28 protein-coding genes are annotated in these 22,782 nt (G+C 62.7%); 16 read left to right on the top strand and 12 right to left on the bottom strand.

The window, feature by feature from the left end:
* Positions 1-37: 37 nt before the first annotated feature.
* Genes M3N55_RS07735 through M3N55_RS07725 form a run of 3 tightly spaced genes read right to left on the bottom strand, consistent with a single transcriptional unit; the run spans position 38 to position 3,346 of the window.
* Positions 38-1,264, bottom strand: coding sequence for a multidrug effflux MFS transporter (locus tag M3N55_RS07735; protein ID WP_249057956.1), 1,227 nt, complete (start codon positions 1,262-1,264; stop codon positions 38-40).
* Positions 1,261-1,887 (bottom strand): DsbA family oxidoreductase, encoded by a 627-nt coding sequence (locus M3N55_RS07730; RefSeq protein WP_249057955.1) that lies wholly within the window; start codon positions 1,885-1,887, stop codon positions 1,261-1,263. The genes M3N55_RS07735 and M3N55_RS07730 overlap by 4 nt, the downstream gene beginning before the upstream one ends.
* Positions 1,874-3,346 carry a class I adenylate-forming enzyme family protein gene (locus tag M3N55_RS07725; protein WP_249057954.1) on the bottom strand — a complete coding sequence of 491 codons (1,473 nt, stop codon included), beginning with the start codon at positions 3,344-3,346 and terminating at the stop codon, positions 1,874-1,876. The genes M3N55_RS07730 and M3N55_RS07725 overlap by 14 nt, the downstream gene beginning before the upstream one ends.
* A 129-nt stretch (positions 3,347-3,475) precedes the next feature.
* On the opposite strand from M3N55_RS07725, the gene M3N55_RS07720 reads away from it, so the two are divergent.
* Complete coding sequence (locus M3N55_RS07720; protein WP_249057953.1) at positions 3,476-4,252, top strand: transglutaminase-like domain-containing protein; 777 nt, start codon at positions 3,476-3,478, stop codon at positions 4,250-4,252.
* A 212-nt stretch (positions 4,253-4,464) separates the two neighbouring features.
* Here the strand turns inward: M3N55_RS07720 and M3N55_RS07715 are convergent, their stop codons facing one another.
* Positions 4,465-5,271, bottom strand: a complete 807-nt coding sequence (locus tag M3N55_RS07715) for a ferredoxin--NADP reductase (protein WP_249057952.1) — start codon at positions 5,269-5,271, stop codon at positions 4,465-4,467.
* A 211-nt stretch (positions 5,272-5,482) separates the two neighbouring features.
* Between M3N55_RS07715 and M3N55_RS07710 the strand changes: the two genes are divergently transcribed.
* Entirely contained in the window at positions 5,483-5,959 is a 477-nt protein-coding gene (locus tag M3N55_RS07710) for an Lrp/AsnC family transcriptional regulator (protein ID WP_249057951.1), read from the top strand.
* A 34-nt stretch (positions 5,960-5,993) separates the two neighbouring features.
* Positions 5,994-6,605 carry a COG3650 family protein gene (locus M3N55_RS07705; RefSeq protein WP_249057950.1) on the top strand — a complete coding sequence of 204 codons (612 nt, stop codon included), beginning with the start codon at positions 5,994-5,996 and terminating at the stop codon, positions 6,603-6,605.
* Here M3N55_RS07705 and M3N55_RS07700 read toward each other — a convergent pair.
* On the bottom strand, positions 6,595-7,044 hold the full coding sequence (locus tag M3N55_RS07700) for a DUF1499 domain-containing protein (RefSeq protein ID WP_249057949.1): 450 nt from the start codon (positions 7,042-7,044) through the stop codon (positions 6,595-6,597). The genes M3N55_RS07705 and M3N55_RS07700 overlap by 11 nt on opposite strands.
* A gap of 299 nt (positions 7,045-7,343) precedes the next feature.
* Between M3N55_RS07700 and M3N55_RS07695 the strand changes: the two genes are divergently transcribed.
* Complete coding sequence (locus M3N55_RS07695; protein WP_249057948.1) at positions 7,344-7,592, top strand: hypothetical protein; 249 nt, start codon at positions 7,344-7,346, stop codon at positions 7,590-7,592.
* 4 nt (positions 7,593-7,596) lie between these two features.
* Here M3N55_RS07695 and cueR read toward each other — a convergent pair whose 3' ends face one another.
* The 4 genes from cueR to M3N55_RS07675 form a co-directional block, all read right to left on the bottom strand.
* Complete coding sequence (gene cueR, locus M3N55_RS07690; RefSeq protein WP_249057947.1) at positions 7,597-7,983, bottom strand: Cu(I)-responsive transcriptional regulator; 387 nt, start codon at positions 7,981-7,983, stop codon at positions 7,597-7,599.
* Positions 7,980-10,451, bottom strand: a complete 2,472-nt coding sequence (locus M3N55_RS07685) for a heavy metal translocating P-type ATPase (RefSeq protein WP_249057946.1) — start codon at positions 10,449-10,451, stop codon at positions 7,980-7,982. The genes cueR and M3N55_RS07685 overlap by 4 nt, the downstream gene beginning before the upstream one ends.
* A 55-nt stretch (positions 10,452-10,506) precedes the next feature.
* A complete protein-coding gene (hisN, locus tag M3N55_RS07680) occupies positions 10,507-11,319 on the bottom strand; it encodes a histidinol-phosphatase (protein WP_249057945.1) in 813 nt (270 codons plus the stop codon).
* Positions 11,320-11,383: 64 nt separating this feature from the next.
* Positions 11,384-11,746, bottom strand: coding sequence for a helix-turn-helix domain-containing protein (locus tag M3N55_RS07675; RefSeq protein ID WP_249057944.1), 363 nt, complete (start codon positions 11,744-11,746; stop codon positions 11,384-11,386).
* A 289-nt stretch (positions 11,747-12,035) separates the two neighbouring features.
* On the opposite strand from M3N55_RS07675, the gene M3N55_RS07670 reads away from it, so the two are divergent.
* The 3 genes from M3N55_RS07670 to M3N55_RS07660 all read left to right on the top strand — a co-directional run bounded on the left by M3N55_RS07670 (position 12,036) and on the right by M3N55_RS07660 (position 14,659).
* Positions 12,036-13,001 carry an NADPH:quinone oxidoreductase family protein gene (locus tag M3N55_RS07670; protein ID WP_249057943.1) on the top strand — a complete coding sequence of 322 codons (966 nt, stop codon included), beginning with the start codon at positions 12,036-12,038 and terminating at the stop codon, positions 12,999-13,001.
* Positions 13,002-13,131: 130 nt separating this feature from the next.
* A complete protein-coding gene (locus M3N55_RS07665; RefSeq protein ID WP_249057942.1) occupies positions 13,132-13,914 on the top strand; it encodes a Bax inhibitor-1/YccA family protein in 783 nt (260 codons plus the stop codon).
* A gap of 61 nt (positions 13,915-13,975) precedes the next feature.
* On the top strand, positions 13,976-14,659 hold the full coding sequence (locus M3N55_RS07660) for a hypothetical protein (protein ID WP_249057941.1): 684 nt from the start codon (positions 13,976-13,978) through the stop codon (positions 14,657-14,659).
* Positions 14,660-14,710: 51 nt separating this feature from the next.
* Here the strand turns inward: M3N55_RS07660 and rpmG are convergent, their stop codons facing one another.
* The 3 genes from rpmG to M3N55_RS07645 all read right to left on the bottom strand — a co-directional run bounded on the left by rpmG (position 14,711) and on the right by M3N55_RS07645 (position 18,121).
* Complete coding sequence (gene rpmG / locus M3N55_RS07655; RefSeq protein ID WP_249057940.1) at positions 14,711-14,878, bottom strand: 50S ribosomal protein L33; 168 nt, start codon at positions 14,876-14,878, stop codon at positions 14,711-14,713.
* A gap of 136 nt (positions 14,879-15,014) precedes the next feature.
* Positions 15,015-16,730: a methionine--tRNA ligase gene (gene metG / locus M3N55_RS07650; RefSeq protein WP_249057939.1), complete on the bottom strand. Its 1,716-nt coding sequence runs from the start codon at positions 16,728-16,730 to the stop codon at positions 15,015-15,017.
* 65 nt (positions 16,731-16,795) lie between these two features.
* The gene (locus M3N55_RS07645; protein ID WP_428982630.1) at positions 16,796-18,121 is read right to left on the bottom strand and encodes a FliI/YscN family ATPase; all 1,326 of its coding nucleotides are present in this window, start codon (positions 18,119-18,121) and stop codon (positions 16,796-16,798) included.
* 101 nt (positions 18,122-18,222) lie between these two features.
* On the opposite strand from M3N55_RS07645, the gene M3N55_RS07640 reads away from it, so the two are divergent.
* Genes M3N55_RS07640 through M3N55_RS07600 form a run of 9 tightly spaced genes read left to right on the top strand, consistent with a single transcriptional unit; the run spans position 18,223 to position 22,781 of the window.
* On the top strand, positions 18,223-18,588 hold the full coding sequence (locus M3N55_RS07640; RefSeq protein WP_249057937.1) for a FlgB family protein: 366 nt from the start codon (positions 18,223-18,225) through the stop codon (positions 18,586-18,588).
* Positions 18,589-18,597: 9 nt separating this feature from the next.
* Complete coding sequence (gene flgC, locus M3N55_RS07635; protein ID WP_249057936.1) at positions 18,598-18,990, top strand: flagellar basal body rod protein FlgC; 393 nt, start codon at positions 18,598-18,600, stop codon at positions 18,988-18,990.
* Positions 18,991-19,007: 17 nt separating this feature from the next.
* The gene (fliE, locus tag M3N55_RS07630) at positions 19,008-19,298 is read left to right on the top strand and encodes a flagellar hook-basal body complex protein FliE (RefSeq protein WP_249057935.1); all 291 of its coding nucleotides are present in this window, start codon (positions 19,008-19,010) and stop codon (positions 19,296-19,298) included.
* A gap of 4 nt (positions 19,299-19,302) precedes the next feature.
* On the top strand, positions 19,303-19,569 hold the full coding sequence (locus M3N55_RS07625; RefSeq protein ID WP_249057934.1) for a flagellar biosynthetic protein FliQ: 267 nt from the start codon (positions 19,303-19,305) through the stop codon (positions 19,567-19,569).
* Position 19,570: 1 nt separating this feature from the next.
* Positions 19,571-20,287 carry a flagellar hook-basal body complex protein gene (locus M3N55_RS07620; protein WP_249057933.1) on the top strand — a complete coding sequence of 239 codons (717 nt, stop codon included), beginning with the start codon at positions 19,571-19,573 and terminating at the stop codon, positions 20,285-20,287.
* Between the two features lie 18 nt (positions 20,288-20,305).
* On the top strand, positions 20,306-21,091 hold the full coding sequence (flgG, locus tag M3N55_RS07615) for a flagellar basal-body rod protein FlgG (RefSeq protein WP_249057932.1): 786 nt from the start codon (positions 20,306-20,308) through the stop codon (positions 21,089-21,091).
* Positions 21,091-21,516, top strand: a complete 426-nt coding sequence (gene flgA, locus M3N55_RS07610; protein WP_249057931.1) for a flagellar basal body P-ring formation chaperone FlgA — start codon at positions 21,091-21,093, stop codon at positions 21,514-21,516. The genes flgG and flgA overlap by 1 nt, the downstream gene beginning before the upstream one ends.
* Before the next feature lie 59 nt (positions 21,517-21,575).
* Positions 21,576-22,301 carry a flagellar basal body L-ring protein FlgH gene (gene flgH / locus M3N55_RS07605; protein WP_249057930.1) on the top strand — a complete coding sequence of 242 codons (726 nt, stop codon included), beginning with the start codon at positions 21,576-21,578 and terminating at the stop codon, positions 22,299-22,301.
* 18 nt (positions 22,302-22,319) lie between these two features.
* Positions 22,320-22,781 carry a flagellar basal body-associated FliL family protein gene (locus tag M3N55_RS07600; protein ID WP_249057929.1) on the top strand — a complete coding sequence of 154 codons (462 nt, stop codon included), beginning with the start codon at positions 22,320-22,322 and terminating at the stop codon, positions 22,779-22,781.
* Position 22,782 lies beyond the last annotated feature (1 nt).

Raw genomic sequence — 22,782 nt, 5'->3', positions numbered from 1 at the left:
GGCGCAAGCATAGCGCGCAAAATTGGGAAAAAGAATGTTATTCGGCAGGCTGTTCCGGGGCAAGACGACGCGCCGCCAACATCAGCGCCAGTGCCGTGCAGGCACACAGCGCCATGCCCGTAATCAATGGCAAGGGCGTGCCGTTATAGGCCAGCGAAATCGGGATCGCGACCATGACCGACCCCACCGTAGACAGCGATTGCACCACCGATGCGCCAACCCCCGCCATATGCCCCAAGGGTTGCAGCGCCAGGGCATTGAGGTTGCCGAAGGTCAGCCCGATTGCGAAAAACGCCGAGCACATGAAGGCAAAGAAAAACGCGAAATCCCACGGGGCAGGCAGGTCGAACTGCAACAGTGCCAGAAACAACACGGACACGACGGCTTGCCACAGAAAGGCGGCGGTCGCGATTCGCTTCATGCCCAGCCGCATGACCAGCTTGGCATTGACCACGCTGGCGCTGCCGGCGACGAGCGCGGTAATGCCGAACCATAGCGGAAAACTGGCGGCGCGGTCATAGACGTCGGCAAAGATCATCGGCAGGTTGGACAGCCATGCAAACATGGGTGCAAAGGCGAATATCAGCGCCACAACATAAATCATCACGGCGGGCGTGGTGGTAATTTCCGCCACCGCCGCCCAGATATTGCGCAGGCTCAGGGCGCGCCGCCGCTCGGGGGGAAGGGATTCCGGCTGGCGCAGCATCAGCCATGCCGCAGCGATCAGGCCAAAAGCGACAAAGGCCAGAAACACCGCGCGCCAGTCGGCAAACCAGATGATTACCGCGCCGATCGAGGGTGCGATCGCGGGCACAAGAATGAACAGCGTCATGATGATGCTGGTCACGCGCGCCATGGCGCGCCCCTCATACATGTCGCGCACCATTGCGGTGGCGATGACGCGCGGGGCCGCCGCCCCCAGCCCTTGCAAGAAGCGCGCGGCCAGCAGCCCGTCTATGCTTTGGGCCTGCATGGCGATCAACGCGCCCGTGATATAGGCGGTAATCCCCACCAGGAGCACCGATTTACGCCCGAAAGCGTCAGAGACCGGCCCGCAGATCAGCGTGCCAAGCCCCATGCCAAGGACGAAAATGGTGATTACCAATTGCCCCTTTTGCGGGGCATCCGGCGACAGCTGGTCGCCGATGGTCGGCAAAGCGGGCAGCATCGCGTCAATGGAAAACGCGACCGACGACATCATAAGCGCCATCAGCGCGACGAATTCCCCGAAACGCAATGGTCGGGTCGGGCGCGGCCAATTCATGGCCGTTCCGCCAATTCGTCGATGACCTGCACCCAAAGCTCTGTGTCTTGCGCGCCGGGCACAGCGTGCTGGCCGGCTACAACGAAAAACGGCACGCCCTGAATGCCGCGCGCGCGCGCCGTGCGGTCGGCGTTTATGACGGCGTCGCGATCTGCCCCCGCATCCAGCAGCCGCGCAGTCAGGGCGGGGTCCATGCCAATGCGCGCGGCGATATCCAGCAGCACGTCACGGGCGCCAATATCTTGCCCATTCTTGAAATAGGCGCGGAACAGGTTGCTGACGGCAGCGTTTTGCTTGCCCTCCAACCCGGCCCAATGAATAAGCGCATGGGCGGCCAGCGTGTTGGGTTGGCGCGTGATCGCGGGCAGGTTCAGGTCCAGCCCCACGCCTTCGGCACGTTTTACGACGGGGCCATAAGCCGTGACCAGATCGGCGCCGAATTTCAGCTCCAGATAGTCCTGCCGGTCCATCCCTTCGGTGGGCATATCAGGGTTCAGCATGAACGGATGCCATGTGACCGCGAACGGGTGGTCAGGCCGCGCCTCCATCGCGCGTTCCAGCGCGACTTTGCCGATATAGCACCACGGGCAGACCGGGTCGGAATAAATCTCAAGCGTTATCATCGTCTGCCTTGAACTGCGCCTGCACGGCGCGCCGGGAAAGTTTGCCATTCGCCCCGCGCGGAAGGCTGGGCAAGTGGCGGTAAAGTCGTGGCTGCTTGTAACGCGCCAGACGTTCGGCTGCAAAGGCCATCAAGGCGGTTTCCTCGACCTGTGCCGCAGCAGTGTAGAAGGCCGCGATAATCCGCACATTGGGGCGGATTTCGACATCGGTCACAACAATCTCGTCAATGCCGGGGTGGTTGGCCAAAGCCCCCTCCACCTCTAGCGGAGAGACGCGGAACCCGCCTGCATTCATCATGTCATCATCGCGGCCCAGATAGCTGATCGCACCGTCCTGCGCTCGGGCCACGCGGTCGCCGGTCACGAACCAGTCGTCCTGCAAGGGCAGATGCGGCACGCCGTCTGGTCCCAGATACCCCAGCATCAGCCCCGGATCGCTGCGATGAATGGCCAAGATACCCTCCTCCCCGCCGATGATCTTGATCCGTCGGCCCGCTTGCGGATAGCCCAGCGCACCCATCGGCGCAGGCCGCGCGGGGTTGGCAGAGATATAGGTCGAACATTCCGACATGCCGAGCGCCTCGTAGATCTCAACTCCCGTGGCCGCGTGCCACGCCGCACGCGTGGCATCGGGCAGCTTTTCACCCGCTGACAGGGCGTGGCGCAGTCGCGGCAGGTCGCGGGCTTTGCCATCTGCCAAAAGCTGGCGGTAGACACCCGGCACGGCGGCAAAGATCGTGGCGTCATGCCGCCGCATCAACAGGCTTAGAGGCGCGCCGGGTTCGACCACCAAGGCGGTCGCGCCAATTGCCCAAGGGTCCATCAGCCCTGTGCCCATAGTATAGGTCCAGTTAAACGCGCCAGCGTGCAGCATCCGGTCATTGGGCCGCAGGTGATACCAGCCATCCCACATCATGCGCCGCGCCCAGATCGCGCGATGGGCATGGACAACGGCGCGCGGGTGGCCGCCACTGCCAGAGGTGAACACGATATAACCGGGCCGGTCGGGCGACCCCATGACGTAATCACAGGGCGGCAGATCGCGCATGGCGCGCAAGCGATCCAGCGTCAACACCGGGGCAGGGTGGTCGGGCTGGGCCACCCCCTCTGCCGCGATAACCAAAGCGGGCGCAAGGTCGCGCGCCATGGCGGTAATTTCCGGGGCGGTCAAAGCGGTCGATGTTGGCACCGGCACCAGCCCTGCGGCAATCGCACCCAGAAAGGCGATCGGAAAATCCACACTATTGCCCAACCGCAACAGCACCCGCGCGCCCGGTGCCAGGCCCAATGCGGCCAGCCCCGTGCCGGTGCCACGCACGGCTGCTTGCAGGCGTGCATAGGACCAGCGCTCGGCGCCGCTGGCGCGCAGGATTTCCAGCGCGATCTTGTCGGGCGTCTGCGCGGCGGCGGCCAACACATGGGCGGCCAGGTTAAACGGGGCGGGGCAAGCGGCAATCATGCCATGACATAGGCGCGCCGCAGTGAAAGATGCAAGCGCCGCGCGCACAAGCGTTGACGCAGGCCACCTGAACAGGCAAGGGGCGCATCATGCGGAGCAATCCCGGTCCGTATATGAAAGGCGCTGTGCATGATCCTGACAATTGACGTGACCATGCAATATACCTTGGAACCGGGTGATCCGGTTTTGCTGACGGTTGCGGTTCTGCCATCCGACACGCAAACCATCCTGAGCACGGCGTTTCAGGCGCAGTCTGCGCGCCTGCATTGGCTGGACCAAGCCGGGTCGGCGGGGCAGCGTGTCTGGGTCATGTCAGAGGGCGCGCAATTGATGGCGCAATATTCCGCGCGTGTCGCCATTGACCGGCCTGCGCCGCCGCTGACAAGTCTGGCCGCCGAGCAAATGCATGCTTTGCCCACGGATGTGCTGGCGTGGCTGCGGCCTTCGGTGTTTTGTCCGTCAGATCGTTTCGAGCCTTTCGTGCAGACGGAATTCGGGCATCTGCAAGGGGGCGCGATGATCGCCGCGATGCGGGACTGGGTGGCGCGCAGCTTGCGCTATGTGCCCGGTGCGTCAGATGCGGGAACCAATGCGCTTGATACGTTCGTAACGCGGCAAGGTGTGTGCCGTGACTATGCGCATTTGCTCTGCGCGTTTGCGCGCGCGGGCGGGGTGCCGGCGCGCTATGTGTCGGGCTACAGCCCCGGTGTGACGCCCCCCGATTTCCACGCTTGCGCCGAGGTCTGGCTGGACGGCGGTTGGCAGCTTGTGGACCCGACGGGGATGAGCACGCCCGATACATTCGTGGTGATCGCCGCCGGACGTGATGCAAGCGACGTGGCGTTTATGGAAACGGCGGGGATGGCGAGTGTGATGTTTCAGGACGTGCGGGTCGGCTGGGGGTAGGCGGCGCGCTTCCGGCCAGATGCCTTTTGCCGCGCGGCACTGACCGCTGGATGGGCTAAGGCGCGCTTTGCCGCCGCGCAAGATGGTGCGGTGCCGATCCGGGTTGATCCACATACGCCAAGCGCAGCCCTTGCGTGGCTTTGTAAAGCAAGGTGGACCCGTCCGGGATTATGCCCCGGACGGCAAGCGTTAAACGGTGTGAGAGCACAGGCTCAATCCACGAATGCCTTTTCGACGACATATTCGGCGGGTGCGCTATTGGCACCTTCGGACAGCCCGGCCGTTTCGAGCACGGCCTTGATGTCGAGGTTGAACGCCAATGACCCGCAGACCATGGCGCGGTCATTCGCAGGGTCCATCGGAGCGATGCCAAGATCGGAAAACACTTGTCCAGAGGCGATATTGTCTGTGATCCGCCCCATATGCGCGCTCTTTTCGCGTGTGGTGGTGGGGTAGTAGTGCAGCTTGCCCGCGACCAGTTCGCCGATTAACGGATCGTCGGGCAGGGCTTCGATCAGGTCGCGGCCATAGGTCAGTTCGTCCGCCTCGCGGCAGGTATGCATGACGATGACCTGTTCGAATTTCTCCCATGTCTCTGGGTCGCGCAGCAGCGACGCAAAGGGCGCAATGCCGGTGCCGGTGGCCAGCATCCACAGCCGCTTGCCTGGCAAAAGCGCGTCGATTACCAGCGTGCCAACAGGTTTGGGGCGCAGGATAATCTGCTCTCCCGGCTGAATATGTTGCAGGCGAGAGGTCAGCGGGCCGTCAGGCACCTTGATGGAATAAAATTCCAGCTCCTCGTCCCATGACGGCGAGGCAATGGAATAGGCCCGCAGCAGCGGTTTGCCATTATCCCCGATCAGCCCGATCATTACAAATTCGCCCGACCGGAATCGCAGCGATTGCGGCCGTGTGCAGCGAAAGGCAAAGAGCCGGTCGGTGTAATGCGTGACCGACGTGACGGTCTGCGCATCGGGCAGGGTTGGGGTTGCCTTGGCAACGGGGGACTGGTCGGTCATGGCGGCAACTCTCTTGGGGGCGCTTATGGTAAAAACTCTGGGTCGTCATACGGATTTGCGTGGTCACTAAGCCTTGATGCAGGTCAAGATCAAGAGAGGCGCGCGCGATAAGGACAATGCCGTTGATGTCTGTGGGAATTTGTTCCGCAAGTTCCTTTCAAAATCCGAAAAAATGGAATAATGTTCGCCAACATACGAAGGAGAACCCCTCATGTCGGCGGAATTGGACGATCTGGATCGGCGCATACTGGCGGAACTGCAACGCGATGCCAGCCAGTCCCTCGATGAGATTGCGCGCAAGACCGGGTCCAGCAAAACCCCGGTCTGGAACCGCATTCGCAAATTGCGGGCGGCAGGCGTGATCCGCAATTACACCGTGTTGCTGGACGAATACGCGCTGGGGCTGGAAGCGTGCTTTTTCGTGCTGGTGCGCACCTCATCCCACGAGGCCGCGTGGCAAGCGGCGTTTCTGGACGCCGTGCGCGCCCGGCCCGAGGTGATGGAGGCGCACAGGCTTGCGGGCGATATCGACTATATCCTGAAGGTCAAAGTCGCCAATGCGCGCGCCTATGACAGGTTTTACCAATCGCTGATCGCAGATGTCAGCATTTTCAACGTGACGGCACTTCTGTCGATGGAAGAGATCAAATTTACCACCGAGATCCCGGTTGAGCAAATGCAGGCCTGACCGGTTCCGATTATTTGCAAGAGAGGAAGGCCACATGCGTGCGCTCTATGCCGGTCTGATTATGCTCGGCTTCTCTGTGCTTGTCGCGCGTGCAGACCCGTTGCCGCAGCTTTACGATGTGACGGGAGTAGCGGCCGGGGATAGGCTGAATATTCGCGCTGCGCCCGCTGCCGCGTCCGACATTATCGGCGCACTCGACCGCGATGCGCGCGGCATAGAGGTCGTGGCGCGCAATCCAGCCGGAACATGGGGTCAGGTCAATGCGGACGAGCGCGCGGGATGGGTTTCAATGCGCTATCTGGCGGCCCGTGGTGTGAGGATAGACCATTACAATCTGCCCGACGGGCTGGGTTGTTATGGCACCGAACCGTTCTGGTCGCTGGCCAATACCGGTGGCGCCTTGCGCTATCAAACTCCGGACGGCCCGGCGCGCGACCTGCCGATCTCGATTGCGCAGGATAGCCGCCTTGCTGACGACCTGCGCCGCATGATCCGGTTTGCAGGGTTGGATGGGCCGGGTGTGGGGTTTATGTACCCCGCCACTTGCACAGATGGCATGAGCGACCGCGTATTCGGCCTGTCGATCAGCGTCATGCTGGGACCGGACAGCCCCATGCTGAACGGGTGTTGCAGCCTTAGTCGGTAAGGGCGGCCACCCATCGCTCCAGCCGCGCGCGGTTTGCGCCCATGTCGGAATGGCCAAAACGGGCGCGGGCAAAGCCGGTCAGCATGGACCCGTCGCCCGCCGGTTCGATCAGCACGGTTGTATAGTCGGGAAAGCCCATAAGGCGCGACCGTGTCAGGTAGGTCATATGCCCATCCGACACGCGGCCCGCGATCAGGGTCGCGCCATCGGCGGTGGCAATGTCGTGGAACGTCTCTGCCAAACGCTGCGGCGGCATGTCGTAGATCGGGGCAGGGGCATCACCGTCGCCCATCCGCAGCAGGTGAAAATTGGGCGTGGCAGGCCGCGCTTCTCTGCGCGGGTCCAGATGCCAGCGTGCCGGGTCACTGGGGGCGATGCGGACCCAGAGCGCCCCGGCTACCACGATCATTCCCAGAAGGATCAGGATCAGTTTCAACATTGGGTGCCCCTGTCTTGCCTGCAAAACACATGGCTGTTTGCGCGGCTCAAGGCAAGGCGGCCCTGAACGATTGCCAAAACCCTAAGCACTTGCGATTTTGTGAGCCGCCGTGAAGTCGGTTCGCTTTGACAGCGCCGAAAATGCCCGGATAACTGGGGACAGGGTAATGTTTGCGCCGCCAAAGCGGTAAATTCGGCATAAACTATGCTCAAGATCAACGTATCCTGTGCCGGATGCTGCTAGATTGACCGCACAAGATCAGAAGCGCGCCGCCGCGCGCATCACGACTGGAGGGACACATGCCAAGCGATCCGCTGACATTCTGGCTGAAAGGGTCGATGTTCTGGGCCACGGTATTTCGGGCGCAGCATCGGGCGTATCTGAACATGCTGTGCAACATGGCCAACACCATGCCGCGCGAAAGCGCCGCTGCGGTTGCTGCCGAAGCCGAAAGCCTGCGCCGCGCGGCGCCCAAGCCGACGCCGTTGCACCGGCGCCCGCGTGTCGCGAAAAAGCCGACACCGGCGGCCAAGACCGTGCCGGCCTGAACGGTCACTCCCGCGCAAGGTCGGACAGAATCGGGCAATCGGGCCGCGCGTCCCCCGCGCAGGCCGAAACAAGATGCGCCAGTGTCCGGCGCATTTCCTGTAATTCTGCCAGTTGTGCATCGATCCGTTCCAACTGTGCGCTGGCCAGCGATTTCACATCCGCGCTGGCACGGCTTTTATCGGTATAAAGCCCGATCAACTGCCGGCATTCCTCGGTCGAGAAGCCCAAAGCGCGCGAGCGCCGCAGGAAGGCCAGCTTGTGCAGGTCTTCCTCGGAAAAGTCGCGATACCCGTTCTCGCGGCGCGTGGGGGTGATAAGCCCGATCTCTTCGTAGAAACGGATGGTTTTGGGCGGCAAGCCAGAGCGTTTTCCGGCATCGGAAATATTCATGCGACCTCCTGCACGCGGATATACCGCAAGCGTAGCGCGTTCGACAACACAAAGACCGAACTGAGCGCCATCGCACCTGCCGCCAGCATGGGCGACAGCATCAGCCCCGTCGCGGGGTAGAGCAGCCCTGCGGCCACCGGAACCAGCGCAGTATTGTAGGCAAAAGCCCAGAACAGGTTCTGGCGAATGTTGCGCATGGTCTGTGCCGACACGTCCAGCGCCGCAATCACCGCGCGCGGCTGGCTGGAGGCAAGGACGATGTCGGCGGCCTCGACCGCGATATCGGTGCCGCTTCCAATGGCAAGGCCAACATCGGCCTCTGCCAAGGCAGGGGCATCATTGATCCCATCGCCCACAAAGGCGACCGGACCATGCGCCGCGCGCAGGTCTTGCAGCGCGGTGAGCTTGTCCTTGGGCATCACCTCTGCGACGACATGGTCTATGCCCAGATCGCGCGCCACGGCTTGCGCCGTGGCGGTTGCATCGCCAGAGATCATGGCGACGGTCAGCCCTTTGCGGTGCAGCGTTGCAATCATATCGGCGGCCCCCGGACGCAATTTGTCGGCAACACAGATCAGCGCCACCGCCACACCATCGACCGCAAGATAAAACGGGGTTTCGCCCAGGTCTGCGGCTTGGCTTGCAGCCTCGGCCAACGCGTCGACCGGGACGTTTTCGGCCTGCATCAGTCGCGCTGCGCCCAAGAGCACCGATTGGTTCCCAACCTGTCCGCGCAAGCCCAGCCCGGTCAGGGATTTGATCGTCTCTGCCTGTGGCACCGTCAGGCCGCGCGCGGCGGCGGCGTCGCGCAAACTATGCGCAATTGGATGGTCCGAATCGCGCTCGAGTGCCGTCGCCAGCGCCAGTGCTGCCTCTTCTGACAGGCCCGGCGTGGCCACGACACGCGACAGGCTTGGCCGCCCTTTAGTCAGCGTGCCGGTCTTGTCGAAAGCCACAACGCGCACGCGCTCCAATGTTTGCAGCGCGCTGCCCTTGCGAAACAGCACCCCCAGTTCCGCCGCGCGCCCGGTGCCGACCATAACGGATGTGGGTGTCGCCAGCCCCATAGCACAGGGGCAGGCGATGATTAGCACCGACACACCCGCGACCAGCGCAAGGTTCAGCCCCGCGCCAAAGGCCAGCCATGTCACGACCGTCAGCGCCGCCACTGCCATCACCACCGGCACGAAATAGAGCGTGACCTTGTCCACCAGAGCCTGCACCGGAAGTTTCGCGCCCTGAGCGCGTTCAACCATGCGGATGATCTGCGACAGCACGGTTTGCCCACCTGTCGCGGTCACGCGCATGTCGAACGCGTCGCCCGAATTGACGGTGCCGCCCACCAGCCGCGCGCCCTGTTCCTTGACGGCGGGCAAGGGTTCGCCGGTAATCATGCTTTCATCAAGCGTGGCGTGGTCGGACAGCAACTCGCCATCCGCCGCAAGCCGTTCGCCTTGCCGCAGGCGCAGCGTGTCGCCCTGCACGATGTCATCCAGCGCGACCTCTGTTTCCGCGCCATCCACCAGCTTGCGGGCATGACGGGGTTGCAGCCCGACCAAACGCGCGATGGCGGCACCCGTGCGCCCCCGCGCCCGCGCTTCCAGCCAGCGGCCCAGCAGAATCAGCGTGACGATGACGGCAGCGGCCTCGAAATAGACCGCCTGCGCGCTGTCGGGAAGCAGGCCGGGCGCAAAGAGCGCCACGGTGGAATATCCCCAAGCCGCGAGCGTGCCAATGGCGACAAGACTGTTCATGTCGGGGGCGCCGCGTGCCAGCGCTGGCAGGCCACTGGTGTAAAACCCGCGCCCCGGCCCCAGCAAAACCGCCGTGGTCAGCAGGAACTGGCCCAGCCAGAGCGGGGTCTGACCAAAGCTGTGCAGCAGCCAATGATGAAAGGGTGGCACCAGATGCCCGCCCATTTCGACCACGAAGACCGGCAAGGTCAGCACAAAGGCCAGCATAACGCGCCGCGACAGCGCGCGCGCTTCGGCGGCTTGCCGCGCGCTTGGGTCCGGGCTGTCGGTATCGGTGACGGGTTTGGCGGGATAGCCCGCCGCACCAAGCGCGCGCGCAAGGTCTGGCGCGGCCCCGGCATCCAGCACATCCGCCTGCACGCGACCTGTGCTTAAGTTGGCACTGGCGCGCAGCACCCCCGGCTGAGTGGCAAGCGCCTGTTCGACCCGCGCGATACAACTGCCGCAGCTCATGTTGCCAACGTCAAATTCCAAGGTGTGAACCTGCATCGGATAGCCCGCGCGGCGCAGCGCGGTTTGCAGCTCGGTCAGGCCGGTTTCGGGCCGGGCCGACACTTCGGCGCGGTGCGTGGCAAGGTTCACGCGGGCCGAGAGAACGCCCGGAACCGAAGCCAAAGCGCGTTCCGCCCGGCCAACGCAGCCCGCACAGCTCAATTTCTGAACCTCAAACCCCATCTCCGTGATCTGCTCATCGGGGGATATCTGCTTGTTCACGACTCACCTCTGATCTGTGTTCGCCAGACAGATAGGGCTTCCATAAGATGGAAGGTCAAGCCGTGCGTTGCAAAAGGGCCAAAGCGGCTGCATGCAGCTTTGCATTGGCCGCCGCCAGAACCTGTCCGCCCGCATGGGCTGGCCGGCCCTGCCAATCGGTGACAACCCCGCCTGCAGCCTGAATAACCGCAATCGGCGCGCAGATGTCGTAGCTGTTCAAGCCGGCTTCGATAACAAGGTCGATATGCCCCGCCGCCAGCAGCGCATAGGCGTAGCAATCCATGCCGTAGCGGGTGAGCTTGCTGGCCTGCGCCACGCGCTGAAACGCCGCGTGCTCGTCTTCGGTGCCAATTTCGGGGAAGGTGGAAAACAGGATGGCATCGTGCAGGTCGCGCGCGGCGCGGGTCTGCAATGGGGTCGTTCCATGCGGGCTGCGCAATTGTGCCAGCCCAAGCCCGCCGATAAAGCGTTCGCCTGTATAAGGTTGGTCGATCACGCCCAGAAATGGGCCATCCAGATCACATACTGCGATCAGCACGCCCCAGGTCGTGGTGCCGCTGATATAGGCGCGGGTGCCATCGATCGGGTCCAGCACCCATTGTAGCCCGCTGGTGCCGCTTTTCATGCCGTGCTCTTCGCCCAGAACCGCATCTTCCGGGCGTGCCGTTTGCAGAATGTCGCGCATCGCGGTTTCAGCGGCGCGGTCGGCCTGTGTGACCGGGTCGAACCCGGTGTGCAGTTTGTTGTCGGTGGTCAGTTCCGGCTTGCGGAAATGCCGCAGGGCTTCGGTTCCGGCGGCATCGGCCAGCTTGCCGCAGAGGGCAAGCAGGCTTGTTCTGTCGTCTGTGGTCAGATCGGCGCGGCGCATGGCGAATGTCCCGAAAGCGGCATAGAGACAGGTTCTATCGCCCCGGCGCCGGGATGCAAGCCGTTCAGGCCGCGTCGCCCAAGGCGCGCGCCAGATCGAACAGTCGCCGCCGCTGCGCTTCGGGAATGGCGTAATAGGTGCGCAGCAGGTCCAGCGTTTCCTTGCTGCCCATAAGGTCGGGGGCTGGGGCGTCTGCGTTGTCCTCGGCCGCGTCGAGCCCCTCGAAGAAGTGGCTGACAGGCACATTCATCGCGGCGGCAATGTCCCACAGGCGCGACGCAGAGACACGGTTCGCCCCGGTTTCGTATTTCTGGATTTGCTGAAAGCGGATGCCCACGCAATCGGCCAGTTGTTGTTGGGTCATGCCAATCATCCAGCGCCGATGCCGCATTTGCTGCCCAACATGACGATCTACAGGATGTGTCATTTGCTACCTCTTTTTGCCGTGTCTACTCATACGCGTTAAGGGGGCTGGACCCGACGGGCTGTTACAATCGAATCTTCACTACCCCGAGTTGCAACGTGGCGCGATTCCGTTGGAAAATGTATAAAAAGCGGTGCGTTCCTGCACGAACGACGGGAATTCGCAATTTGCATTGCATTTTGCAAAACAACCATAAAGAGAGTTGCGGAATGCGCAGACCCGCCGCGCTGAGAAGCCACTTGCGCCTGTCATCGCATGGCGGCAGGCTGGGCAAAATACCCAGAGGTGTCCGATGCGCGCATTTCGGCTGACCGCTTATGACGCACCACCCAGCATGGTGCAGATGGATGTGCCCGCTCCCAAACCGGATGAACTGCGGCTTCAAGTTGCCGCGTGCGGGCTGAACTTTGCCGATCTTTTGATGATGCGCGGCACATATCAGGAAAGGGTCCAGCCGCCCTATACGCCGGGCATGGAGTTTGCGGGGACGGTTGATGCGGTCGGCGCTTCTGTGACGGGCTTTCGCAAGGGCGACCGCGTGGCCGCATTTGCCGGGCAAGGCGGGCTTGCCGAATACGCGCTTTGCAAGGCCGAAAGCTGTGTCAAAATGCCCGATGCCATGCCCTTCACCGATGCCGCCGCCTTTCTTGTTGCCTATGGCACGTCGCATCTGGCACTTGCGCACCGGGCGCATCTGCGGCCGGGCGAAACGCTTGTTGTGCTAGGCGCCGCCGGTGGCGTGGGGCTGACAGCGGTTGAGATTGGCGCACGGATGGGGGCGCGGGTGATTGCCGTGGCGCGTGGCGCCAACAAGCTGGCGGTGGCACAGCAAGCGGGGGCCGAAATCTGTCTGGACAGCGGTGCCGACCCGTTCGACCTGCGCGCCGAGTTGAAGGCGCTTGGCGGTGCCCATGTCATTTATGATGCCATCGGAGAGCCGCTGGCCACCCCCGCCATGCGCGCGCTGCACCCCGAAGGCCGCTTCCTGACCATCGGCTTTGCCGGGGGCAAGCCGCCTGCTTTTCCCGCCAATATCCTGCTGGTCAAGAACCTGAGCGTTATTGGCCTGTATTGGGGGGGATACCTGCGCTTTGCGCCGCAGATCATGGCCGAGTCTATTTCCACCCTGTTCGACTGGTATGAAAACGGCCATCTGCGGCCCCATATCAGCACTGTCCTGCCGCTTGAAGATGCGCTTGATGGGTTGCAGATGCTGCGCGAAAGACGCTCAACCGGGAAAATTGTTATCACGATTTGATCAGACTTTACCTATTTTCCCGAATTCCTGTGTGTTTGACTCCGGTTTTACTTGAAAACCGCGCTTGGCGTGTAAATATCTAGCACCAAGGTGTTTCATCCACCCCCAAGTTTCGCCAACGGAGGATTCAATGGCAGATTTCAACACGATGCGCGCGCAGGTCAGCGGCGCTCGCGCTGAACAGATCGATATCGGGTTGCGCGCCCACATGAACAAGGTCTACGGCACCATGTCCGTGGGTATGTTGATTACCGGGGCGGCCGCATGGGCCATCGCCGGGCTGGCCACCACGACCGACCCGTCGGCGGCCGTCGCGCAACTGGGCAACGGCACCTACCTCAACAGCCTTGGCAGCGCGATCTATATGTCGCCGCTACGCTGGGTCATTATGTTTGCACCGCTGGCTTTCATCCTGTTCGGCTGGGGGTCGCTCATGCGCCGCGCCTCTGCCGCAGGTGTGCAGCTTGGGTTCTTCGTCTTTGCCGCAGCCATCGGTCTGTCGCTCAGTTCCATTTTCCTGATCTTCACCAGCTTCTCGATCGCGCAGACCTTCCTTGTGACGGCAATCGCTTTTGGCGGGCTTAGCCTGTATGGCTACACCACCAAGAAAGACCTGTCCGGCATGGGCACGTTCCTGATTATGGGCGTGATCGGCCTGCTGGTCGCGATGGTTATCAACATCTTCCTGCAAAGCCCGGCCATGATGTTCGCCATCTCTGCCATTGGCGTTCTGATCTTCGCCGGTCTGACCGCGTTCTACACGCAGCAGATCAAAAGCGAATACGTCGCACATGCAGCGGCCGGCGATCAGGAATGGCTGGACAAGGCTGCGATTGATGGCGCGCTGTCGCTCTACATCAGCTTCCTGAACATGTTCCAGTTCCTGCTGATGTTCATGGGCCAGCAAGAATAAACCGACTGAATTTGGCGTAAGGGCCGGTCGGTTGACCGGCCCTTTTTCATGGGAAAACCGCATGGGCCTTCAAATTGTGATGCAACTGCGCACGGCGTGGCGCGTAATCGCGGCCAAGCCGAAACAGGTGCAGCGCCTGCTATTGCCGCCCTTTCTGTTGGCAATGGCGCTAAAGGCTTGGATCAGCGTGCGGCTGACGGGCGACGTCTGGCCCGACCTGCCACCCGCCGCGCCTATAAGCTATGAATTGGCGGTGCGCGCGGCCCTTGGGCTGGCTTTGGCGGTTATGGGGTTGCTTTGGCACCGCGCAATCTTTTTCGGCCCGCGCGCGCCGCTCTCAGCACGGTTAATGCTGCGCTATTGGGGGCAGGGGGCGGCGCTGAGTGTGCTGGCGCTGCTGCCCTTCGTGCCGCTTGCCTTGGGGCTTGTGCCGCGACCCGCCATCTTCGCCGCCGATGCCATCTCGCTCTGGCTGGTGCTAGTGTTTGGCGTGGTGCTTGCCCAAAGCGCGGGCGGTAAAGGCGTTGCGTGGCGCGCGGTCTGGACCGGGTCTCAGGCGATTGCGGCCGCGGCTCTCGCAGTCGGGCTGGCGCTCTTGTTGCAGGCTCAGACCGTTGCCGTCCTGGCCATGGCAACGCTGCATGGTGGCGCGGCCTTCCTGCTGGATGGGGCGGTCACCTTCGCGTTGATCGCGACGGTCCTGACGCTGATGGCGCGGCCCGGCACCGCGCCCCGCAGAACATAAAAAACCGCGCCTATGGGCGCGGTTTTTAAAACTGCCAAAGAAGATGCAAGATTACTTGATCTTGCCTTCCTTGTATTCGACATGCTTGCGCAGAACGGGGTCGTATTTGCGCACGGACATCTTCTCGGTCATGGTGCGGGCGTTTTTCTTGGTTACGTAGAAATGCCCGGTCCCCGCGGTCGAGTTCAGACGGATTTTGATCGTGGTTGGCTTCGCCATGTCATTCTCTCCTGCACCGGTCCGCCAGCGCTACACGCGCCCTGACCGCAAATTCTTGAACCTGCCTTCTAATCGGACCCGCGCGCGTGTCAACCGGATTCGCCGGTGTTTTGGCCTGCGCGCGGGGTTTTTCGCCTTAGCGCGCGCCTGCGAACCGGGTTTCCCAATCCGCGCGCTGCTCATCCGTGATCTTGGCGAACAGGACATCGGGCACCGCGAAGGCGTGGCCGGCGGGCAGGTTGTATAGCGCCGCGCCCAGATCCTCGGGCCATGTCCAGTCGTCGCTGCCTATGGCCGCCATCAAGCTGGCCGCCGCATCGGGGATGAAGGGGCGCGACACGATGGCGTAAACCCGGATCAGGTTCAGCGCCAAACGGATCTGCGCGGCGGCTTGCTCCGGGTCGGTCTTGAAGGTCGACCAGGGCGCCGCGTCTTGCAGGTATTCGTTACCAAGCACCCAGAAGGCGCGCAGCTCGGATGCGGATTTGCGAATTTCCATCGCCTCCATGTGCCCCTCATAGGCGCGCAGGCGGGTGGTCAGGTCCGCGATCAACCGTGCCTCTCGCGCCCCATACGCGCCGCCCTCTGGCACCACCTCGCCAAATTTCGAGCGGCAGAATTTCGTCACGCGGCTGGCCAGATTGCCCAGCACATCGGCCAAATCCTTGTTCACCGAGGCTTGGAAATTCTCCCATGTGAATTCGGCGTCAGAGCTTTCGGGCGCATGGCTGAGCAACCACCAGCGCCAGTAATCGGCGGGCAGCAGCGACAAGGCCTGATCCATGAACACGCCGCGGCCAAGCGAGGTGGAAAACTGCCCGCCATCATAGTTCAGGTAGTTGAAGGACTTGATGTAATCGACCATCTTCCAAGGCTCGCCCGACCCCATCAGCGTGGCGGGGAAAGACAGCGTGTGGAACGGCACATTGTCCTTGCCCATGAATTGCACATAGCGCACATCTTCCGCGCCCTCGTCATTGCGCCACCAGCGCCGCCATGCGCTGTCATCCAGCCCCTGCGCTTCGGCCCATTCGGCGCTCGCGGCGATGTATTCGATGGGCGCATCGAACCAGACATAGAACACCTTGCCATCCATGCCCTGCCATGGCGCACCGTCAAATTGCGCGGGAACACCCCAATCCAAATCGCGGGTAATGCCCCGGTCCTGCAAGCCATTGCCGTCATGCAGCCATTTCTTGGCGATGGATGTGGTCAGCACCGGCCAACCGTTCTGACTGTCGATCCACTTATCCAGCCGGTCGCGCAGCGTGGATTGGCGCAGGAACAGGTGTTTTGTTTCGCGCACTTCCAGGTCGGTCGCGCCGGAAATGGCAGAGCGGGGGGCGATCAGGTCGGTCGGGTCAAGCTGTTTGGTGCAATTCTCGCATTGGTCGCCGCGTGCGCGCTCATACCCGCAATTCGGGCAGGTGCCCTCTATGTAGCGGTCGGGCAGGAAACGGCCATCGGTATGCGAATAGACCTGCTCCTCGGAGACTTCCTCTATCAGCCCGGCTTCGCCCAATCGCGCCGCCAGATGCTGCGTCAGCGCGTGGTTCTGCGGGCTGGAGGAGCGCCCGTAATGGTCAAAGGACAGCCGGAAACCGCGCGCCAGTTCGGCCTGAGTGTTGTGCATTTCGGCGCAGTAATCCGCGACCGGTTGGCCTGTCTTGGCGGCGGCCAGTTCGGCGGGTGTGCCATGTTCGTCTGTGGCGCAGATAAACATCACCTCATGCCCGCGCCCACGCATGTAGCGTGCGTAAAGGTCGGCGGGCAGCTGGCTGCCGACAAGGTTGCCCAGATGCTTGATGCCGTTGATATACGGCAAGGCCGACGTAATCAGGATGCGCGCCATATTGCCCTCATGAACCCTAGTTTGCGCATGGGTTTAGACCTATCGCCGCGCAGGGAAAACCCCTCTTAGCCCTTTGTCGGCGGCTCAAGGCATTGCGCGAGCTTTGCAAAGGCTCCGCGCACCCCATGCGGGGCCATTTCCCCCATGAACGCATCCAGCGCGGGCCAGACCGCGACCGCGCGGTCCAGCAGCGGGTCAGAGCCGGGCTCATACAGCCCCGCCTGTATCATCATTTCGGACCTGTCATAGGCGCCCAGCAGGCGGCGCGCTTCTGACAGGCGGGCGTTTTCTTCCGGGCTGGCAGCGCGCGGCAGCGACCGGCTGACAGAGCGCAGCACATCCACCGCCGGAAAACGCCCGCGTTCGGCAATGGCGCGATCCATGACCACATGACCGTCCAGCACCCCGCGCAAGATGTCGGCCACCGGTTCTTCCATGTCGGACCCGGCAACCAGCACAGTGAAAATGGCGGTGATCGCGCCCACGCCATCCATGCCCGGCCCGGCGCGTTCGGCCAGTGCCATAATGCGGTGCGACAGCGAGGGCGGGTAGCCGCGCAGGCTTGCATCCTCGCCGCTGGCCAGCGCCACTTCGCGATACGCTTCGGCCATGCGCGTCACGCTATCGGCCAGAAGCAGCACATGCTTGCCTTGGTCGCGGAAATGCTCTGCGACAGCCATCGCAGCTTCGGCGCAGCGCTGCCGCGTGAGCGCAGGCTGGTCCGAAGTTGCGGTGACGATAACGGCGCGCCTTAGCCCTTCTTCCCCCAGCACATCCTCCAGAAACTCGCGCAATTCGCGTCCGCGTTCACCGATCAGCCCGATGACGACCACATCCGCCTGCACCCGCCGCGCGAAATTGCCCAAGAGCATGGTCTTGCCCACGCCAGAGCCGGCAAACAGGCCAATACGTTGCCCCGCCACCACGGGCAGAAACGTGTTGAACACGGCCATGCCAGTGTCCAGCCGTGCGCCCAGACGCCCGCGCCGTGCGGGGGGTGGGGGCGACGCGGCGACATTGCGGGGGCGCTGCCCCATCGCCAGAGGCCGCCCGTCCAGCGGCGCGCCGAACGGGTCGATGACCCGCCCGATCCAGCGGTCATCCGGGGCAAGTTGGCGCGGTCCCAACAATTCGGCACGGTCCCACAGCGCCAGCCCGACCGGGTCGCCATTGGGAAAGACATGCACGCGGTCACCTTCCAGTCGCACAACTTCGCCTAGGATTGGCGCGCAATGCGCCGGTTCCAACGACACCCAATCGCCCAGCCGCGCATCCTGTGTCAGTCCGGCCAGCACAACGCATTGCCCGTGGCTTTCAACAACGCGGCCAAACAGCCGCACCGGGCGCAGGCTGGCCACGGTGGCGCGCAGTTCCTCGATCCGATCCATGATCCCCCGTTTTGCTTAAAAACCCAGATTCGCAGTCTTGCTTACCGAACATTAAGCGAATCAGCCTTAAGGCTTTGTGTATCGAATTGATGGGAGAAGCCCTCATGCTAGACACACCAGCCATTATGCGGCTGTCACAGGCGATGGCGCGCCACGCGGCGCAGCGCCAAGTGGTCATTTCGCAAAACGTGGCCAATGCCGACACGCCGGGTTATCGCGCCCGCGACGTGGCTCCTTTCGGCGCGTATCTGCAACAGCCCGGCATTGTGGATGACCTGCGCGCCGGTCGCGTGCAGCATTTGTCCCCGGCGCGCCTGTTGGAAACCGCCGATTCCCGCGCCCCGAACGGCAACACCGTCTCTCTGGAACGCGAGATGATGCGCGCCGCCGAAACCAGGCAGTCGCATGATCTGGCGCTGGCCATCTATGGCTCGGCGCGGGGTATCTTGCGCACAGCACTTGGCCGATAGGGGGCGCATATGGCAGACCTGTTTTCAACCTTCGCCATTGCCTCTGCCGGAATGGACGCGCAATCGCGCCGTCTGCGGCATGTGGCGGAGAATATCGCCAATGCCGACACACCCGGCTACCGGCGCAAAACCATCGACTTTTCCAGCCAGTTTGACCGCGCCCGTGGCGTAACGACCGTGGCGACTGGCCCGGTAAAGCTGGACCGGGGCGAGCTGCCGCGCATCTATGACCCCGGCCACGCGCTGGCAGATGGCGACGGGTATTACCGTGGCTCGACCGTCAACACCATGGTCGAGATGGCCGATGCCCGCGAAGCCGGGCGCAGCTATGAGGCAAATTTGGCGATGTTCGACCAGGCGCGGCAGATGTCGCAAAGCCTGATCGACCTTCTGCGCCGGTAATCAAAGGATATTGAACCATGCAAATTCCGTCATCTCTGGCCATTAACGGCTATGATCGCGCCCGCGACGCCGCCCAACCCGGCCCGGCCACGCCGCGCGCCGAAGCGGCTTTCGGGCAGGCCATGGGCAGTTTCGTCTCTGGCTTGCAAGCCTCGGAACAGGCCGCGACGGCGTCCATGGTCAGTGGCGCAGATCCGCACGCGCTGGTGCAGGCGCTGGCCGATACCGAATTGGCCGTGCAAACCGCCGTCAGCGTGCGCGACCGTGTGGTGGAAGCCTATCTCGAAATCCTGCGGATGCCGGTCTAACACGATGGATGAGGTGATCTTCTTCGATACATTGCGCCAAGGGCTGTGGGTCGGCACGCTGATATCCGCGCCCATTCTTGGCGCGGCGCTGGTGGCGGGGGTGGGTGTTGGGCTGTTCCAGGCGCTGACCTCCATTCAGGAAATGTCGCTGACGTTCGTGCCGAAGCTCTTGGCCATCGTCGCGGTGTTCTGGGTGTCGATGAGCTTCATGACCGCGACGCTGGTCAGCTTGTTCCATGATGAACTTCTGCCATTGATCGCGGGGGGCTGAAATGGATAACGCGTCATACATTATGCTTACCCGCATGTCGGGGCTGCGGCGTGAATTGCAGGTGGTGGCCCATAATATCGCCAATTCCGCGACCACGGGCTACCGCCGCGAAGGGGTGCTGTTCTCGGAATTTGTGGTCGGGATGGGCCGGACAGAGCCATCGGTCTCCATGGCGCTGGGCAATACCCGACAGACGGTTCAGCTACAGGGTGCCATGTCGCAAACCAATGGCCGGTTCGATTTCGCGGTCGAAGGTGACGGGTTCTTCCAGCTTGAGACCGCGCAAGGGCCACGGCTGACCCGCGCGGGTATTTTCACACCCAATGCTGCGGGCGAATTGGTCAACCCTGATGGCCATCGGCTGCTGGATGCGGGTGGCGGCGCGATCTTTGTGCCGCCCGGCGCGCGCGATGTGACGTTGGCGCGCGATGGCACGCTGTCTGCCGATGGTGTGCCGCTGGGGCAGGTCGGGCTGGTCCTGCCCGCCGACCCTGTCACGCTCTCGCGGGCGGCGGGCACGCTGTTTTCGGTCGAGGGCGATGTCCTCCCGGTCGAAAACCCGCAAATTCTTCAGGGCTTCCTCGAAGATTCGAATGTCGATCCCATGATCGAGCTATCGCGCATGATCGATGTGCAGCGCGCCTATGAGCGCGGACAAAGCCTGATGCAACGTGAGGATGAGCGCATCAAGGGCGTGATCCAGACACTTGGCCGTTAACCAGAACCGGAGGTTCGAATGAAAGCCCTGCAAATCGCCGCGACCGGCATGACCGCGCAGCAAATGCGCGTCGATACGATTTCCAACAATCTCGCGAATATGAGCACCACGGGCTATAACGCCCGGCGCGCTGAGTTTGCCGACCTGCATTACCAGCAATTCGCCCGCGCCGGGGCGATCACCGCAGCCGATGGCACCGTGCTGCCGACCGGTGTGCAGGTGGGGCTTGGCGTGCGCCCCGCCGCGGTCGGGATGCAGATCCAGCAAGGTGCCTCGGCCTATACCGGCAACGATCTGGATGTCGCAATAGAGGGCAAAGGGTATCTGGAAGTGACCCTGCCGAATGGCGACGCCGCCTATACCCGCGATGGTGGCCTGAAGCGCACCGGCGATGGTCTGATCGTGAATTCCGAAGGCTACGAGGTCGCCCCCGGACTGGTCATCCCGAATGACGCGCGCGACCTGAGCATCAATTCCGAGGGCGAGATTTTCGCCTATTTCATCGGCTCTATCCAACCGCAACGGCTGGGGCAGTTGAACCTGTCCAATTTCACAAATGAAAAAGGGCTGGAGGCGATTGGCTCGAACCTGTTTCTGGAAACCGAAGCCTCTGGTCCCGCCCTTCAGGGTGTGCCGGGGCAGGACGGGCTGGGCACCTTGCGCCAAGGCTATCTGGAAGAAAGTTCAGTCGACCCGGTGCGCGAGATGACCGAACTTATCAAGGCGCAACGCGGTTACGAGTTGAACGCCAAGGTCATCACCGCCGCCGATCAGATGATGGGCGCCACGACGCAAATGCGCTGATGTGGGGTCTTGTGCTGCTTTTGCTGCTGCCGATGCCGGTCTTTGCCGATGCTTTGGTCGCGACCCGGCTTATCCGCGCGACAGAGGTGGTGCGCGAGGGCGATGTGGCTGTGCAACGCGGGCATATCGCCGGCGCGGCCACCGACCCGGTGCAAGTGGTCGGGCTGGAAGCGCGTGTCGCCATCTATCCGGGCCGCCCGGTGCGGCTGGCCGATCTGGGGCCTGCCGCCGTGGTCGAGCGCAATGATTCCGTTGTGATGGTCTACCGCCAAGGCGGGCTGACCATCTTGTCCGAAGGGCGCGCGCTGGGTCGCGCTGCGCTGGGCGACATGGTGACGGTCATGAACATCGCCTCGCGTCAATCGGTGCAGGGCCGTGTCACCAGCTTTGGTCAGGTCGAAGTCGGCACGATGACGACGCCATGAGAACGACGCCATGAGAACGACGCCATGAGAGATGCACCCCCTGCTGCAAAGGAACGCCCATGCGCCTGCTGATCCTGTGCCTGTCCTGCCTGCCGCTGATGGCTTGCGATCCGCTGTCTCACGTGGGCCGCGCGCCAGAGTTTACCGCGCCGGAAGACAGTTTCGAACATGCCGCGTTATATCGCGTGCCGCTGCCCGAAGACAGCGCCGCGCAGAGGCCCAATGACCGCGCCTCGTTGTGGTCGGCGGGGCAGCGCTCGCTTTTGGGCGACCGGCGCGCCTCGTCGCCGGGCGACATCATGACGGTCGTCATTGAAATCAACGACAGCGCGCAAATCTCGAACTCTACCGCGCGGGGGCGCAGCGGCAGCACCAGCATGGCCGGGCCGTCCCTTTTCGGCATACCAGAGGCGATTGATCGCCGTTTGCCGGGAGGGCTGAGCATTGCCGCCGGAGTCGAAACTCAGGGCGGGACAGAGTTCTCCGGCAATGGCTCTGTCAGCCGCAATGAACAACTGACCCTGCGTGTCGCCTCGACCGTGGTCGAGCGGCTGCCCAATGACATCCTGCGCATAGAAGGGCGACAGGAAGTGCGGGTTAACCACGAATTGCGCGAATTGCTTGTCACCGGCTATGTCCGCGCCGCCGATATCTCGCGCCAGAATGAGATCGGCTATGACAAGATTGCCAATGCCCGAATTTCCTATGGTGGGCGCGGCATTATTTCGACCATGCAGCAGCCGCGCTACGGGGCGCAGATTCTGGACATCGTCACGCCCTTTTAAGGGGCTTAAGGAGGGACCATGGCAAAGATCTTGCCGATCTTGCTGATGCTGCTGGGGCTTGCAGGCGGTGTGGGGGCGGGGTTCGTGATGCGCCCGGCGCCCGAACCGCTGCCTGAAGGCGAAGAGGTTGTGGCGCCGCCGATCTCTGCACCTGTGACCGAGCTTTACGAACTGGAGGGACAGTTTCTGGTGCCGCTGGTCGAGGGTGGCCGCGTCGCCTCTATTGTGGTGATCGAACTGGCCTTGGAAATCGACGATACCGCCAATCTTGCCGTTGCCGGCAAGGAACCGCTATTGCGCGACCGGATGCTGCAAATCCTGTTCGATCATGCCAATATCGGCGGGTTCGATGGTATGTTCACCTCGAATAATAATATGGCGTTGTTGCGCCGGGCGCTTCTGGATGCTGCAACGCAGGTCATGGGCCCGCGGGTGGTGTTCGAGGTGCTGATTACCAATATCCTGCGCAACGGTGCTTGAC

It is taken from the genome of Roseinatronobacter domitianus, from assembly GCF_023336755.1.
GTDB classification, from domain to species: domain Bacteria; phylum Pseudomonadota; class Alphaproteobacteria; order Rhodobacterales; family Rhodobacteraceae; genus Roseinatronobacter; species Roseinatronobacter domitianus.
Note: the sequence above shows the minus strand (reverse complement) of the source record. Positions and strands in the feature narration are given on the sequence as shown.